The organism is Candidatus Neomarinimicrobiota bacterium (assembly GCA_017656425.1).
GTDB lineage: Bacteria > Fidelibacterota > UBA2242 > UBA2242 > B5-G15 > JACDNV01.
In genome coordinates this window covers 1-14,978 of record JACDNV010000001.1, presented here as the reverse complement: position 1 = coordinate 14,978, position 14,978 = coordinate 1, and the positions used below count along the sequence as shown (strand labels likewise).

11 protein-coding genes and 1 tRNA gene are annotated in these 14,978 nt (G+C 35.8%); 2 read left to right on the top strand and 10 right to left on the bottom strand.

Features of this window, described 5'->3' with window-relative positions; genetic code table 11:
- The first annotated feature begins 5 nt into the window (after positions 1-5).
- Together H0Z29_00060 and H0Z29_00055 are read left to right on the top strand one after the other, a co-directional pair.
- On the top strand, positions 6-2,210 hold the full coding sequence (locus tag H0Z29_00060; protein ID MBO8129893.1) for a hypothetical protein: 2,205 nt from the start codon (positions 6-8) through the stop codon (positions 2,208-2,210).
- 41 nt (positions 2,211-2,251) lie between these two features.
- Entirely contained in the window at positions 2,252-3,289 is a 1,038-nt protein-coding gene (locus tag H0Z29_00055) for a PorV/PorQ family protein (GenBank protein MBO8129892.1), read from the top strand.
- 308 nt (positions 3,290-3,597) lie between these two features.
- Here H0Z29_00055 and rpoC read toward each other — a convergent pair whose 3' ends face one another.
- From rpoC to rpmG, 10 genes are all read right to left on the bottom strand, one after another.
- Positions 3,598-7,890, bottom strand: a complete 4,293-nt coding sequence (gene rpoC / locus H0Z29_00050; GenBank protein ID MBO8129891.1) for a DNA-directed RNA polymerase subunit beta' — start codon at positions 7,888-7,890, stop codon at positions 3,598-3,600.
- 6 nt (positions 7,891-7,896) lie between these two features.
- A complete protein-coding gene (gene rpoB / locus H0Z29_00045; GenBank protein MBO8129890.1) occupies positions 7,897-11,697 on the bottom strand; it encodes a DNA-directed RNA polymerase subunit beta in 3,801 nt (1,266 codons plus the stop codon).
- Between the two features lie 127 nt (positions 11,698-11,824).
- A complete protein-coding gene (rplL, locus tag H0Z29_00040) occupies positions 11,825-12,208 on the bottom strand; it encodes a 50S ribosomal protein L7/L12 (protein MBO8129889.1) in 384 nt (127 codons plus the stop codon).
- 32 nt (positions 12,209-12,240) lie between these two features.
- Positions 12,241-12,765: a 50S ribosomal protein L10 gene (locus H0Z29_00035; GenBank protein MBO8129888.1), complete on the bottom strand. Its 525-nt coding sequence runs from the start codon at positions 12,763-12,765 to the stop codon at positions 12,241-12,243.
- 24 nt (positions 12,766-12,789) lie between these two features.
- Entirely contained in the window at positions 12,790-13,479 is a 690-nt protein-coding gene (locus tag H0Z29_00030) for a 50S ribosomal protein L1 (protein MBO8129887.1), read from the bottom strand.
- Positions 13,480-13,487: 8 nt separating this feature from the next.
- Entirely contained in the window at positions 13,488-13,913 is a 426-nt protein-coding gene (gene rplK / locus H0Z29_00025) for a 50S ribosomal protein L11 (GenBank protein MBO8129886.1), read from the bottom strand.
- 7 nt (positions 13,914-13,920) lie between these two features.
- Positions 13,921-14,448 carry a transcription termination/antitermination factor NusG gene (gene nusG / locus H0Z29_00020; protein ID MBO8129885.1) on the bottom strand — a complete coding sequence of 176 codons (528 nt, stop codon included), beginning with the start codon at positions 14,446-14,448 and terminating at the stop codon, positions 13,921-13,923.
- 7 nt (positions 14,449-14,455) lie between these two features.
- Complete coding sequence (secE, locus tag H0Z29_00015) at positions 14,456-14,638, bottom strand: preprotein translocase subunit SecE (GenBank protein MBO8129884.1); 183 nt, start codon at positions 14,636-14,638, stop codon at positions 14,456-14,458.
- A gap of 34 nt (positions 14,639-14,672) precedes the next feature.
- Positions 14,673-14,745: transfer RNA gene (locus H0Z29_00010), tRNA-Trp, on the bottom strand.
- A 13-nt stretch (positions 14,746-14,758) separates the two neighbouring features.
- Complete coding sequence (rpmG, locus tag H0Z29_00005; protein MBO8129883.1) at positions 14,759-14,908, bottom strand: 50S ribosomal protein L33; 150 nt, start codon at positions 14,906-14,908, stop codon at positions 14,759-14,761.
- Positions 14,909-14,978 lie beyond the last annotated feature (70 nt).

Here is a 14,978-nt window from a genome sequence, read left to right as displayed (position 1 = left end):
TAAAGATGGAGAGGAAGAAAAATTTTTCAAATTTTATAAGGATAATATCTATTGTAGTAATTTTTTCAACATTTTTTATATTAAACCTTTATAGTCAAAATTTTTGTTATCTTCGTTTAAATAAATATTGGGGTTCTGTAAATTCAATTGGAACTAATACCGGTACTTCTTTTTCAGCAAGTAATTTGTATCTATTTGCAGATCAAGATGCTGTAGGATGTCGTTTAAATGGTGAAGAATCTTGTTTTGGTGGGTATGTAACACTCGCCTGTACAAATTGGAAGAATCCAGTAACTGGTGAGATAATAGAAAAAGCTATTTTCCCGCCTGTAAATGAACTTCAACCGAATGGATTAGAAGTCATAGAAGATCTCGCTAATTATATACGGTATGAACCTCCTGTTGATAGCATATATTATCAAGATACGGAATTACAGTTACCACAACCTGATTTTGGAATGGTAGTTGACGTGAATCCAGAAAAATGCATAGGAACATCTGATCAAACAGTTATGGTAAAGAATAAATATGTAAATGGAGTTATTTTAACAAAACGTGTTCTTTCATGGGGAAATAATAAGCATGATAATTATGTAATAGTGGATATTACTTTAGATAATCCGGCAGATAATGATACCTTACACAATTTTTATGTTTTTTTCCAGGAGGGTTGGTATTACTTCATTATGGCAGATGGACATAATCCTGGTATTGCATCTGTGGATGACTGGTTTAATGGTGACCCTCGCATGTGGTTTCACTATTATGGTGCACTTAAGGATGATAGTTTGAGGATATTTTACCAATATCCATCTGATGATCCTGAAAAAAATGGAGATAATATGGGTCAGCCGTTAACAGAGCAGAATGGTAGATTATTCAGTAAAAATTTCTATTTTGCTGCAACACTTCATGCATCTAAAGAGCCTTATGTTCCAAATAAATCAGTGCAATTTCCAGCGATAGATCCAAATGATAAAGATGATATGAATCAGCCAACTGTTACAACATTTGCGAATATTCAACAGGGAATAAATCTTGGGTTATTCAGTCAGAGTACACCTGTAGATTATCCACGTTATTATGATTTTATATCGGGTCAAGTGACAGCAGGTGAGGATATGCAAGGGAACAATGTTAGACCAGGTCATCATCGCAAGAATTTGGATGAATTAGGTAAGAGTGCACCTGGTGGAGATTTTGGATGTGGTCCTTTGGTAAATTCATTTGAAAGCATGGTATACTGCTATGGACCGTATGAATTTGCACCCGGTACAAGGATAAGAATAGTCAAGGCATCAGGTTTTGCTGGAATTAGCAGAGAGCAAGCTGTAGAAGTTGGTAGGAAATGGATGAATGGAACTCTTGATGATCCATTGTACTCGGACCTACCCCCTTGGTTGTTAGATGGATATAATCCAGAAACAGGATTTTTACCTGAGAATTTTGTTTTTCCGGAAGATGCTACTGAAATTGATAAAATTAAAGATCGTTGGTTAAGTTTGGGTATCAAGTTGGTACATAAAACAGTGAGCCTTGCTAAGAGGAATTTTCTTAGTGGTTATAATGCAGAGATGACTCCTCCACCGCCTCCAAAGTCTGTTGTAAGACCAACCAATGAAGGTATTAAAATAAGCTGGGAACCTTCTCCAGCTGAGAACTGGCCAGGGTTTATTGGATACAAATTGGAAAGAAAAGTTTCTACATATGATACAGTATTTTATAAAGTAGTGTATACTGGAAAGGACAATGAGTATATTGATGTCCATGTTCGACCATCTCCAAAGTACTTTTACAGGATATATGCAGGAGTAGAAACATCTGATGGTGATACAATATGGAGTAGCCCATTCTGGAGATATAATGTTTTGGGTACGAGTGCAAATCAGCCACCAAGTACCGGAGGATTGGATGAAATTGTTATGGTACCAAATCCATTTAATTATAATGATAAAATGTTAGCCAAATATTTATTTGAAAAACCAAAGAATCTTACTTTAACATTTTTCAATTTGCCAAAAGATGTTACTATTTCGATATATACTGAATATGGTGATCTTGTTAGGAAAGTTAAAACTACAGGCACGGGTGATTACAAAATGAAATTAGTTAATGAAGATGGTCAGCCAATAGCAAGTGGTGTATATATAGTAGTTTTTACCAATTCCAATGGTGATATGGCATATAAAAAGCTTATAGTGGTACGTTAAAAATGTTGGATGTTTAACAAAAAATGAAGGGGATGGGATATATGAAGAGAGTTTATTGTTTAAGAATATTTATGATTATTGGAGTAATTTTTGGCATAATTATAGCCCAGGAAGATATGAATTCAATTGGTCAAGGTAGTAAGATCAGTAAATCTGGAACAACGTCGATGAATTTTTTGCAGGTAGGTGTATCACCAAATATAGCTGGACGTGGAAATACTTATACAGCCGTTTGTAGAGGGGTGGAAAGTGTTTTTGGAAATCCTGCAGGATTAACAGAGCTATCAACACCTATTGAATTGTTTTTTTCATCTACGAAATGGATAGCAGACATAAATTATTTAGCCAGTGCATTAGCGATAAAAGCAGGTAATTTAGGAGTATTTGGATTACATTTTTTGACAGTAGATTATGGTTATATACAGGCAACAGCACTTACTCATCCGGAAGTAGGAGAAGAAAATTATAGAATAATTGGAGAGGCTAAAAATGTAGGTGCTTATTCGATTGGTTTATCATATGTTAGACAAATTAATATAAAGTTTTCGATGGGTGGTACAGTAAAATATGTTTCACAATCGTTAGGACAGTTAATAGATTGGGATACTGGTGAAGCTACTGACAATGATCGTGGTAAGGTAGCATTTGATCTTGGACTTAGGTATTATTTTGGATGGAAGTCGTTGAGTTTATCTATGGCGATGAGAAATTTTTCGACTTATGTATTATATCAGAGGACGAGTTTTTCACTTCCTTTGGTGTATTCAATTGGTTTAAGTATGGATCTTATAGAAGTGATAAAACCGGAGTTGAGGAAATTACATAGCCTACTTTTAATTACAGAGTTATCACATCCTAATAATTATTATCAACGTATAAATGCTGGAGTAGAATATAATTATAAGAGCTTATTTTCCCTTAGGGCTGGGTATGAATCAAATCACGACTTGTTATCTTGGAGTATTGGGGCTGGTACTTATTTAAGTGTTGGTAAGAGGCGATTAGAGGTTAATTATTCATATTCCGATGTTAAGTTGTTTAATGGTGTAAGTAGGTTATCGCTGACGATCGGTTTATGAAGATAAGGTTGCGTTGCCCTGTGACCTTGTGATAGGGTCACAGGGTTTTTTCCCATCTTTGTTTATTAAATGATATATTATAAGAACCAAAAAAGCGTGGGAAAAGAAAAGGTTTAATTACAATTCCTTAGTATAAACATCTTATAATTTAATGTTTTTAAATATTGTCTGATATTCAGTATTCTTAGCTGAAAAGATCAAGTATTGTGGGTTAAATATAATTAATTTTGTATCTATTATCTGTCTCATTATTCTTTATAAATGTGTCAAAATTTGTTTGTTTATATTATACTTGTTCTAACACTATTCTATACAACATCTTCTTGCTTTTTTTCCTGTTCTCGCTCTTCTTGTTCTTGTTCTTCTTTCAATTTCTTAATTCTTTCCCACTCTATTCTTTCTTCTTCAGGTTCGATTACCATAAGATTTCTGTACTTTCTTAAGCCTGTGCCAGCGGGGATCAGTCTGCCGACAATAACGTTTTCCTTTAAACCCCTTAAGTAATCGGTAGCACATTCTACAGAAGCATCTGTTAGAACTCTAGTTGTCTCCTGAAATGAAGCAGCAGAAATAAAGGAATCAGTATTCAATGAAGCTTTCGTAATACCTAACAACACTTCACTAAATTTGGCAGGTCTTGCCTGTCTGGCTCTGGCAGGCTGTTTATTTTCTTCTCTCAATTGTCTGTTTACTCTTAAGAAATCTCTCTTATGAACAATTTCACCCTCTAACCACTCTGAATCACCAGGATTTGTTATTACAACATAATTTACTATTCTCTCATTTTCTCGTATTAAATCTGATTTATTGACTCTATCTCCTTCAAGTAATCTAGTATCACCAGAATCTTCAACTTTTACTTTTTGCATCATCTGTCTTACAATAACCTCGATGTGCTTGTCATTAATTCTCACACCCTGCAACCTATAGACTTCCTGAATCTCATTTACGAGATATTCTTGTACACGCCTTGGATCCTGAACTTTTAAAATATCCTGTGGAGCTATCGGCCCATCGCATAGCCTGTCACCTGCTTTAACTTCATCTCCCTGATTAACGAGAACGTATTTACCGTATGGTATTTTATATTTTTTCTGTTGTCCATTTGGTGCAGTAACAATTATTTCTCTTATTCCTTTAACTGTTGGACCAAACGATACCTTACCATCTATTTCACTTATTATAGCTGGATCCGCAGGCCTTCTTGCCTCAAATAACTCCGCAACACGTGGTAAACCACCTGTAATATCCTTAGTCATTCCAATCTCTTTTGGCATTTTGGCAATTACATCGCCAGCAACGACTTCATCTCCATCTTTAACCACGAGTATTGCCCTGACGGGTAGTATAAATCCAGGATGAACTATTTCTCGACCATCTTTTTTCTCTACTATATCAATTCTTGGTTGTAAATTTTTATCTTTTGATTCAATAATTATTCTCGATTTATGACCAAATTCATCAGTTTCAACGTTATATGTTACATTTTCAATTAGATCGACGAATTTGACTCTTCCTGAATGCAATGACAATATCCAATCTGTATATGGATCCCATCTAAATAATAGGTCTCCTCTTTCCACCTTATCACCTTCTTTGACAAAAACGTGGGAACCATATGGAATATTGTAAGTTGATGTTATTCTATCATTTTCATCCACGATACTTAATGTGGAATTTCTGGATAATGCTACATAATAATCACCTTTTTCGTATTTAACGCATTTATAATTAATAGAGAACACAACCTTTCCTGCAGTTTTTGCAATAGTATCAGACTCCTCTACAACTCTCGCCGCAGTACCTCCGTAATGAAAAGTCCTTAGTGTTAATTGCGTCCCTGGCTCACCAATAGCCTGAGCAGCCATTATGCCGACGGCCTCACCGACATTAACCATCTGACCTGTAGCCAAATTCCTACCGTAGCATTTTGCACATACACCATGATCTGCTTCACATGTTAAAACTGACCTTATCCTTACTTTTACAATACCCAGATCCTGAATTTTCATAGCAGTATCTTCATCAATTTCTTCACCTGCTTCAACGATTATTTCGTTTTCATTCTCAGGATTGAAAATATCTTCTTGAGCTACTCTACCGACTATACGATCCGCCAATCCCTCTATAATACTTTCTTCTTTTTTCAAAGCAGTAACCTCAATACCATTGATAGTACCGCAGTCCTCCATTGTAACAACCACATCCTGAGCAACATCGACAAGCCTTCTGGTCAGGTAACCGGCATCAGCAGTTTTTAAGGCCGTATCGGCAAGTCCTTTACGTGCACCATGAGTTGAGATAAAATACTCCAGTACCGTCAGCCCTTCTTTAAAGTTAGATGTAATAGGCGTTTCAATAATCTCACCTACCTGTCCGGTCAATGTTTTTTGAGGTTTTGCCATCAAACCTCTCATACCAGCAAGCTGCTTTATCTGTTCACGACTTCCCCTTGCTCCAGAATCAGCCATCATAAATACAGGATTGAATCCCTGCCTATCCTTAGATAAATGTTCGAATAAAATATCTGTAATTTTATTTGTAGTGTGTGTCCATTCATCAATTACCTTATTATATCTTTCTCCCTCAGTTAGGATACCTTTTTGAAATTTTCTCTGGATATCATCAACACGTTTAAATGTATCATCGATTATCCTTTGCTTTTCTTGTGGTATTAGAATATCCGCAATTGATATTGTTGCTCCAGCTTTAGTAGCATAGGCAAACCCAAGATCTTTCAATCTATCAAGAAATTTAACGGTTTCATAGTTACCAACTTTTCTAAAAGCATATCCTACTATCTTTTCAAGCCTTGACTTAGTAATAAGCTCATTTATATAATTCATTCCTGGTGGTAATATGCTATTAAAAATAGCACGACCAGGCGTTGTATCAATTAATTTACCGTCAATTTTAATTTTTACTTTCGCATGTAAATCAACCTCTCCTACTTCATACGCATATATTGCTTCGTCAATGGAGCTAAATATAGTATTCTCTCCCTTGGCTCCATCTTTTTTCTTTGTGATATAATAAATGCCAAGAACCATATCCTGAGAGGGAATTGCAATTGGATTCCCATGAGCAGGATGAAGGATATTATGACTTGATAGCATCAATATCCTAGCTTCCATCTGTGCTTCAAAGGAGAGGGGTACGTGGACCGCCATTTGGTCACCATCGAAATCTGCATTGAAAGCAGCACAAACGAGAGGATGGATTTGAATCGCAAGCTCATCTGTTAAAACTGGTTGAAATGCCTGTATACCTAGCCTATGTAATGTAGGTGCACGGTTTAACAACACTGGATGATCTTTCACAACATACTCAAGAACTTTATATACATCTGGCTCTTTATTATCAATCATTAACTTTGCTGCTTTAGGAGATTTAGCAATACCTCTTTTGAGTAATTCATGCATTATATGGGGCTTAAATAGCTCAATAGCCATCTCCTTCGGTAGACCACATTCATTCAATTTTAGCTCTGGACCAACAACAATTACTGATCTCCCACTATAATCAACTCTCTTACCAAGTAGATTTTGTCTAAATCTACCCTCTTTGCCTCTGAGCATATCGCTAAGACTTTTTAAAGGTCTTCTTGTACTTCCTCTTACCTCGGTTGTACGTTTGCTATTATCAAATAGAGAATCAACCGCCTCCTGAAGCATTCTTTTTTCATTTCTCAAAATTACATCAGGTGCCTTTATCTCCATTAACTGTTTTAACCTATTATTTCTTATAATAACTCTTCTATATAGGTCATTCAAATCGCTTGCAGCAAATCTTCCACCTTCTAGAGGAACAAGAGGTCTTAAATCAGGAGGTATCACAGGTAGAATTGTAATAACCATCCACTCAGGTTTATTGACAGGTCTACCTTCTTTAGGCAAAAATGCCTGAACCACCTTTAATCTTTTTAAAATTTCACTCTTTTGGGTTTCTGATCTTGAGTTTTTCAAATCATTTTTTAGTTTTGTCACTAAAGTTTCAATGTCAACTTGTCTCAAAAGGTCTCTTATTGCTTCACCACCAGTCTTGGCTATGAAATATTCCTGTACTTCTTCTTCATCCAACAATTCAGTCTTGGGTCCATATTCCATTAGATTTTCGAAATACTCTTCTTCTGTAATCACAGCCTTATAAGGTAAATTTGACTTCCCTGGATTAATTACCACATATTTTTCATAGTATGTTATTTCCTCCAACTCCCTAGAAGGAATATCAAGCAAATAGTAAAGCTTACTAGGAATTGATTTTAGATACCATATATGTACCACAGGAACAGCTAAAGTTATATGACCCATCCTTTCACGACGAACACGCTTTGGCGCAACTTCCACTCCACATCTATCACATATTATACCTTTATAGCGAATCCTCTTATATTTTCCACAATGACATTCATAATCTTTGACAGGACCAAAAATTTTTTCACAAAATAAACCATCTTTTTCTGGTTTGTATGTTCTGTAATTTATTGTTTCAGGTCTTAATACCTCTCCCCTCGATCTCTTCAAGACAGTCTCAGGGGAGGAAAGGTGTATTGTAATGTTTGTAAATTCCTTCCTGTGATTCGTTGGTTTTACACCATTCATTTTATTTTACTCCTCTTCATCTGTGTAATTTAAATCTAATTCTATGCATAATCCTTGTAATTCTTTAACAAGAACATTAAAAGATTCTGGCATTCCGAAATCCGAGAAATTCTCGCCATTAACAATTGCATTATACATCTTAGTTCTTCCATCTACGTCGTCTGATTTTACTGTAAGCATTTCTTGTAAAGTATAAGCGGCACCATATGCTTCAAGTGCCCAGACTTCCATTTCACCCAGTCTCTGACCTCCAAACTGTGCTTTTCCACCAAGTGGTTGCTGTGTAATTAATGAATAAGGACCTGTTGCACGAGCATGCACCTTATCCTCAACAAGGTGCAATAATTTCATCATATAAATGTAACCAACCATCACCTTATTTTCATAAGGCTCTCCAGTCTTACCATCATATAACGTTACTTTACAGTCCTCAGGCAAACCAGCTTTTTTAAGTTCCGCAATTACCTCATCATGTGTCGCACCGTTGAAAACAGGAGTTTCGTAATGTATACCAAGTTTCTTACCTGCCCACCCAAGCATTGTTTCGTATAATTGACCAAGATTCATACGTGATGGAACACCGAGAGGATTCAATATCATATCTACTCTGGTACCATCTTCTAAGAATGGCATATCTTCTTCTGGCACTACAATAGAAACAACACCTTTATTTCCATGACGTCCTGCAACCTTGTCTCCCACACGAATTTTACGCTTTGTCGCAACATAAACCTTTGCTAACTGTAGAACACCTGGTTGCAAGTCATCTCCAACTTTGATTTTGTATATTTCCTTCTCAATATCATCATCAATTTTTTGGGATACTTTAAAATAATTGTCGAATAACGTCTTTATTTTTTTGTTAGTCTCTTCATCCTTTGTCCAATCGACATTTAAGGCAAGCTTATCAAAATCCAAATTTTTCAATAGTTCGTCATCGAACACAGTACCATCCTTGACTACAACATTCCTATTTGTTATATCCTTAATTTCATTGGCAATCTTACCTTTAAGAATTTCAATTAGTTTTGCATTTCTTCTTTTCTTGAGTTCTGCTTGTCTTAATAAACCACTGTTGGTTATTTCTTCAATCTTTTTCCTGTCTTTAATTCTACTTTCTTTTCCTTTTCTACTGAATAACTTTGTATTTATTACAACTCCCCAAACACCAGGGTCAGCCTTCTTGGATGCATCTTTAACATCAGCTGCCTTTTCACCAAATATCGCACGTAGGAGTTTTTCCTCAGGTGTTGGATCTGTTTCGCCTTTTGGCACCACCTTACCAATCAGTATATCACCAGGCTGAACCTCAGCCCCTACTCTGATTATACCGTTAGGATCAAGATTAGCTGTTTTTTCTTCACTTATATTGGGAATTTCCCTTGTAAGCTCTTCTGGACCTCTCTTTGTGTCTCTAACTTCTAGTTCAAACTCTTTAATATGAACACTTGTAAAAACATCATCTTTTAGCAATCTCTCACTTATTACAATAGCATCCTCAAAGTTATATCCCCTCCAGGGCATAAAGGCAACAAGCACATTCCTACCTAAAGCCAGCTCTCCTTTATCTGTAGAACAACCATCTGCAATCACATCTCCCTTTTTAACTTTTTGTCCTGGTTTTACTAGTGGCCTCTGATTTATAGTTGTATCCTGATTTGTTCTCTGGAACTTCACCAGGTCAATACGTATTCTCTCCTTCGTTTCATCCAAATTTAATTCATCTTTAAACTCTTCATTACGTATAATGATGTAATTAGCGCTTACCTTCTCCACAACACCATCAATAGGAGAGGTTACCACAGCCTTCGAATCTACCGCGACTTTCTTTTCCATTCCAGTTCCAACGATAGGTCTTTCAGGTATTAGAAGCGGGACAGACTGACGCTGCATATTTGAACCCATAAGAGCTCTATTTGCATCATCATGCTCCAGGAATGGAATTAGTGAAGCCGATACAGAAACAATTTGCTGCGGGGACACATCCATATATTTAACTTCTTTTGGATCAACAATCGGAAATTCACCTTTAATCCTTGCCCTAACTCTTGATGCCTTAAAGTATCCTTTTTCATCAACTGGTGCGTTTGCCTGTGCAATTAATTCCCTATCTTCATCATCAGCTGATAAATACTCTATTTCATTTGTAACCCTTGCTTTACCATTTTCGATAAACACTTTTCTGTAGGGTGTCTCAATAAATCCAAGTTCATTCACATAAGCATATGTTGCTAAAGAGGATATAAGACCGATATTGGGCCCTTCAGGAGTCTCTATTGGACACAATCTGCCATAATGTGTATAATGTACATCTCTCACCTCGAATCCAGCTCTCTCCCTGCTTAAACCACCTGGACCTAGAGCAGAAACCCTACGTTTATGGGTTGTTTCCGCAAGCGGATTAGTCTGATCCATAAACTGTGATAATTGGTTAGTTCCGAAAAATGAATTTATAGCAGACGTAATTATTCTGGAGTTTACAAGGTCCTGGGGTGTCAAGTTTTCCGATTCCCTCAGGTTCATTCTCTCTCTTACGGTTCTAGCCATCCTTGTCAATGCTAGGGTAAATTGATTTGTAAGCTGCTCTCCAACTGTTCGAACTCTCCTGTTACCAAGATGATCAATATCATCAACCCCGATCTCACCTCGCTTCATTTTTACCAGATAACGCATTATCTCAACAAGATCCTGCTTCGTTAATACAGTTTCCTCAATTGGAATTTTTAGATTAAATTTCTTGTTAATCCTATATCTTCCAACCATCCCAAGATCATATCTTTTGGGACTGAAAAATAGTCTCTCAACAAATTTTCTGGCAACATCCAGATTTGGTGGTTCTCCAGTTCTAAGATTTCTATATAGAAAATATACTGCCTCCTCCTCATCGTTAAATATTGGATCTTTTATAAATGTATTAAGGAAGACATTTATAATAGTTTCATCATCAGTGGCAAACACAAGTAAAGATTCAATATTGTGGTTTTTACATATCTTTATAACCTCTTCGTCAACTTTCACCCTGTTCTTTATATCAATTATAACTTCACCTGTCTCTGGATCAACAATATTCTCAGCTAGAAATTTACCATTAGCTTCCTTTTCAGCATTCTTGATATTAACCCTTTTACCCATATCAAAAAGCGCTAATATATCTTCATTTTTGGGATATCCAAAAGCTCTAAGTAATATAGTTGCTGGAAATTTTCTTCTTTTATCAATAATAGCATGCATTATATCATTATGATCGATCACAAAATCAACCCAGCTACCTCTAAAAGGTATAACACGTGATATATATATCTTATTTCCGCTTGAATGATCCTGCTGGTCAAAAAATACACCAGGAGACCTTTGAAGTTGAGATACTATAACTCTTTCTGCACCATTTATTACAAAAGTACCTCGATCAGTCATATAAGGAATATTCCCGAAGAAAATATCCTGCTCAATTCCAGCAGTATATTTACCGCTACCACCTTCTTCACTGATGTGCAGTACTAACCTTACTTTTAGTGGTACAGCATATGTTACCCCTCTCTCAATACTTTCCCAGACTGTGTATGGAGGGTCTCCTACCGTATAATATTTGTATTCCAGAAGATAATTACCATGATTGTCCTCAATTGGAAACACTGTTCTGAAAGCTTCTTCTAGTCCCTGAATCTTCCTTTTATCAGGAGGAACATCCTTTTGTAAAAAATCCTCAAATGACTTGATCTGTATATCAAGCAAGTCAGGTACTTTCATTACTGGCTTCGATTTAGCAAAGGATTTACGTTCATCAACAAAATTTTGAATGGTTCTCAAATTCTCCCTCCTTTTATGAAATTTTTATGGTTTTAATAGTTTAACCCTCTATATATATTATAGAGTAAAAACTCTTGCATTTCTCTCAGAGAAACTTTTGTAAATTCATAGATATTGGGATTAGCAATTATTTTAATTCTACCTTTGCTCCGGCTTCTTCAAGTTGCTTTTTAATATTTTCTGCTTCTTCTTTCGAGATACCTTCCTTTACCGTACCCGGAGCATTATCAACAAGATCCTTTGCTTCTTTTAATCCCAAATTGGTAACTGCTCTTACAACTTTGATTACATTTATTTTTTGTGGACCTACTTCCTTCAGCACTACATCGAACTCAGTCTTTTCTTCTTCTTTAGCTTCAGAGGGCGCTGCCCCTGGTGCGGCAGCTACTGCTACCGGAGCGGCTGCCTTTACTCCAAATTTCTCCTCGATATCCTTAATCAGTTCTGAAATTTCAAGCATATTTGCTTTTTCAAGATATTCTAATACATCCGCTCTTGTTATTTCTGCCATGTCTTTTTATCCTCCTTTTCTACAATACATTTTCATTCTTTCTTTTCTTTCAAAGCGTTTAAAACACCAATCAACTGTGTGAATGGCGAACTCAAAGTTGCTACTAAATTAGAAAGTGGTGTCTGAATTGTTGCTATAAATTTGGCCAATAATTCATCTTTAGTTGGTAACTTAGCAATATTTTCAACTTCATTTTCATAATAAATTTCATTTTCAAACAGACATCCTTTAATCCTTAAATGTTCAATTTTATTCTTTTTAATAAAATCGGTCAGTACTTTTGCAGGAATAGTTGGATCATCATATGAAAACGCTACTGCTGTCGGACCAGTAAAAAATTTCTTAACATTCTCATTTAAACCCGATTTATCAGCAGCTAGTCTTAAAAGCGTATTTTTCAAAACTCGGTAATCGATGTTCGCGTTTCTCATTTCTTTACGCAAACTATTCACCTGTTCAACATTCATTCCTAAAAAATCAACAAAATACATCCCTTTAGATTTTTTAAACTTCTCTGTTATTTGCTCCACTATTTCAACTTTTTTTGGATTTGGCATAATCTCTCCCGACAACTATTTTCATTATGAAACAACAGACTCTCTTTTAACAGTAACACCTGGACCCATTGTAGATGCTAATGTTATTTTTTTAAGATATGCTCCTTTTGCTGCAGGAGGCTTCATTTTAATCAGAGATGAAACTAATGACCTAATATTTTCCTCTAGTTGTTCATCGGTAAACGAACGCTTCCCAACAGGTGCATGAATAATACCATATTTATCAACTCTGACTTCTATCCTACCCGCTTTTAATTCATTAACAGCTTTAGCAACATCGTTTGTTACCGTTCCACTTTTTGGATTTGGCATGAGCCCTCTTGGACCGAGAATTCTACCCAGTTTACCAACTTCACTCATGACATCGGGAGTAGCAATAACCGCATCAAATTCGAGCCAACCGTTCTTTATCTTCTCTATATATTCCTCAAATCCAAAATAATCAGCTCCAGCCTCCTTAGCTTCCTCGATCTTACTCTTTGTCAACACAAGTACTCTTATCTTTTTACCGGTTCCATTAGGAAGATAAACTGTACCTCTAACATTCTGATCTGCATGTCTTGGATCAACTCCTAAATTTACATGAGCTTCAATAGTCTCATCGAACTTAGGAGGATCTGTTTTTTTTATGAGTGCAATAGCTTCTTTTAAATCATACTCCCTAGTTTTATCAACCAAACTTTTATTTTTCAGAACTCTTTTGGATACTTTCATAATTCGATCTACTCCTCGACAATTAATCCCATTGATCTGGCCGTTCCTTTTATCATTTCCATTGCCTTTTCTACTGTATGTGCATTAAGATCTTGCATTTTTAACTCGGCAATTTTTTTAATATCATCAAGGGTTACTTTCCCGACCTTATTTTTATTAGGCTCACCACTTCCTTTCTCAATTTTTGCTGCCTTTTTCAATAATACAGCCGCAGGTGGAGTTTTTGTAATAAACGTAAAAGACCTATCTGAATAAACAGTTATTATCACCGGGATAATCATTCCAGCTTGATCCTGAGTTTTAGCATTAAATGCTTTACAAAACTCCATAATATTAACACCATGTTGTCCCAGAGCTGGACCTACTGGCGGTGATGGATTAGCCTTTCCAGCTTCTATTTGTATTTTAATTTTTGCGACTACCTTCTTAGCCATTTTTCACCTACTTCTCTAATTCAACCTGCATAAAATCCAACTCAACAGGCGTTGGCCTTCCAAAAATACTTACCATTACCTTTAACTTTTTCTTATCCTCATTTACTTCCTGAACCACACCATGAAAATCAACAAAAGGACCATCTACAACCTTAACCGGATCGCCCTCCTTAAACGGAACAGCAAGAACTTCTTTCCCGTCTTTTGTTTCAACCTCACCAAGAATTCTTTTCACCTCATCTTCATGTAGAGGTAGTGGTTGACCCTTCGGTCCCACAAAACTAATAACACCGGGAATATTCTCAATCAAATATCTTGTCTTTTTATTCATTTCCATTTCTATAATTATATACCCCGGGAAAAATACTTTATCTTTAACACGTTTTTTACCTTCTCGCATCTCCATAACTTTTTCTGATGGAACTAAAACCTTACCAATCTGATCCTGAATTCCAGATAATTCTGCTTCATGTATTATAGCGTCTTTTATTTTCTTCTCCCTACCTGAATAAACTTTTAAAACATACCAGTTCATTTTTATCCTAAAGTATTACATGTACTATTCTCGCCAATAATGTATCTACTAAAAAAAGAAATAATGATAAGATCAGAGATAAAACCAGTACTATAATTGTTGATCCTTTAAGTTCATTAAAACTTGGCCAGGACACTTTTTTCATTTCAAAAGTTACACCATTAATAAAATCTCTAATCTTCTTAAACATTAAATCTCCTTGATAAAAATCACTTTTTAAAGAGCAGGTGAGGCAGGACTCGAACCCGCAACCACTGGTTTTGGAGACCAGTGCTCTACCAATTGAGCTACTCACCTGTCTTTATTTCAATTACCTAGTTTCTTTATGAAGTGTATGTTTATTACACCATCTACAATATTTTTTATACTCAACCCTTTCTGGATGTTTTCTTTTATTTTTTGTTGTTGTATAATTTCTACGCTTGCATACTGTACATTCTAATGTTATAATCTCTCTCATATTCTTACCTACTACTCAATAATCTGAGTTACGACACCGGCACCAACTGTTCTACCGCCTTCCCTAATAG